Source organism: Burkholderia sp. RF2-non_BP3, assembly GCF_001522185.1.
Lineage (GTDB): Bacteria > Pseudomonadota > Gammaproteobacteria > Burkholderiales > Burkholderiaceae > Burkholderia > Burkholderia diffusa.
In genome coordinates, this window is sequence record NZ_LOSU01000068.1 from 1 (window position 1) to 2,077 (window position 2,077).

Below are 2,077 nucleotides of genomic sequence, written 5' to 3' on the forward strand. Positions count from 1 at the left end.
GGCGAATGGTTCGCGCATCAGCACTTCGGCTTCGAGCCGGACCTGATCACGATGGCCAAGGGCCTGACGTCGGGTTACGTGCCGATGGGCGCGGTGGGCATCCACGAACGCATCGCGCGGCCGATCATCGACAACGGCGAATTCAATCACGGCCTCACGTACTCGGGGCATCCGGTCGCCGCGGCGGTGGCGGTCGCGAACCTGAAGCTGCTGCGCGACGAGGGGATCGTCGAGCGCGTGAAGCACGACACGGGCCCGTACTTCCAGGCGCTGATGCGCGAAACCTTCGCGCGTCACCCGATCGTCGGCGAGGTGCACGGCCACGGGATGGTCGCGAGCCTGCAGCTCGCCGAGTCGCCGTCCGAACGCCGCCGGTTCGCGAACGGCGGCGACGTCGGCACGATCTGCCGCGACTTCTGCTTCAACGGCAACCTGATCATGCGTGCGACCGGCGACCGGATGCTGCTGTCGCCGCCGCTCGTGATCTCGCGTCAGGAAATCGATGAACTCGTATCGAAGGCGAAGAAGGCCGTCGATGCGACCGCCCAGCAACTGGGCCTTTCGTAACGACTTTGCCTACAGGCGTGCGGCGGGCGCCGCACGCCGCCATAACCCAGGGGAATTCCACCATGCGTGCCTGCTTTCTTCGCCAAGCCTGTTCCGTCGCGGCCCTTGCCGCCGCGGCCGCGTTCACGTCGGTCGCCAGCCCGTCGGCGCGTGCCGACGAGCTGAACGTCTACAACTGGTCCGACTACATCGCACCCGACACGATCCCGAATTTCCAGAAGCAGACGGGCATCCACGTCAAGTACGACAACTACGACAGCGACGACACGCTGCAGGCGAAGCTGCTGGCGGGCAGTTCGGGCTACGACATCGTCGTGCCGACCTCGAACTACATGGCCAAGCAGATCCAGGCCGGCGTGTACCAGAAGCTCGACAAGTCGAAGATCCCGAACCTCGCCAACCTCGACCCGCTGCTGATGAAGATGATCTCGGATGCGGACCCGGGCAATCAGTACGGCGTCCCCTGGGCCTACGGCACGGACGGCATCGGCTACAACGCGCAGGCGGTGAAGAAGGTGCTCGGCGACAAGGCGCCCGTCGACAGCTGGGCGCTGGTGTTCGACCCGGCCAACATGGAAAAGCTGAAAAGCTGCGGCGTGTCGTTCCTCGACCAGGCCGTCGACGTGTTCGCCGCCACGCTGCAATACATGGGCAAGGATCCGAACAGCAAGAACCCCGGCGACTACCAGGCTGCCTTCGAAGTCCTGAAGAAAGTCCGCCCGTACATCACCCAGTTCAACTCGTCCGGCTACATCAACGATCTCGCGAACAACGACGTGTGCGTCGCGCTCGGCTGGTCGGGCGACGTCGGCATCGCGCACCGCCGCTCGTCGGAGGCGAAGCGCTCGTACGACATCAAGTTCGCGAATCCGAAGGAAGGCGGCCTGCTGTGGTTCGACGTGATGGTGATCCCGAAGGATGCGCCGCACCCCGAGGCCGCGCTCAAGTGGATCAACTACGTGTCCGACGCGAAGGTCAACGCCGCAATCACCAACACGGTGTTCTACCCGACCGCGAACAAGGCCGCGCACCAGTTCGTGACGCCGGCCGTCGCGCAGGACCCGACCGTCTATCCGCCCGAAGACGTGCTGAAGAAGATGGTGCTGATGAAGCCGATGCCGGCCGACATCCTGCGCCTCGAGAACCGTCTGTGGGCGCAGCTGAAAACCGGCCACTGATCGCCAAGCATCACGGCGGCGCAGGCATCGCTCCACGCCTGCGCGCCTGAGATTCGCGGACCGCCGTCCGCCCGCGCGCGCCGCGCGCACTGTTCCATCCGGCATGAGCCGTTGTCCGCGAGTCGCGTTGCGCGCCTCGCGCGGGGACGCTCACGCCCGCAATCCGTGAAGAACGAATGGTGACTCCCATGCAATCGATACCCTCTTCCGCTGCTGCACGACAGACCCAACCGGCCGCCACGGCCCGTACCAGGAACGACGCCTTCGTGCGCATCGAAAACGTCGTGAAGAAGTTCGGCGACAGCACGGCCGTCGACAACGTCAACCTGACG

Annotated in this window: 2 protein-coding genes and 1 pseudogene; all 3 read left to right on the forward strand. The window is 65.2% G+C overall.

The annotated features are described in order from the left end of the window. Window positions 1–567 (forward strand): aminotransferase class III-fold pyridoxal phosphate-dependent enzyme (locus WS45_RS30695; protein WP_156437350.1); only part of this gene is annotated, 567 nt, incomplete at its 5' end. A 62-nt stretch (window positions 568–629) separates the two neighbouring features. Then, window positions 630–1,745: a polyamine ABC transporter substrate-binding protein gene (locus tag WS45_RS30700; RefSeq protein ID WP_059532455.1), complete on the forward strand. Its 1,116-nt coding sequence runs from the start codon at window positions 630–632 to the stop codon at window positions 1,743–1,745. A gap of 188 nt (window positions 1,746–1,933) precedes the next feature. Beyond that, window positions 1,934–2,077 (forward strand): annotated as a pseudogene (locus tag WS45_RS35520) (polyamine ABC transporter ATP-binding protein); the annotation flags it as partial.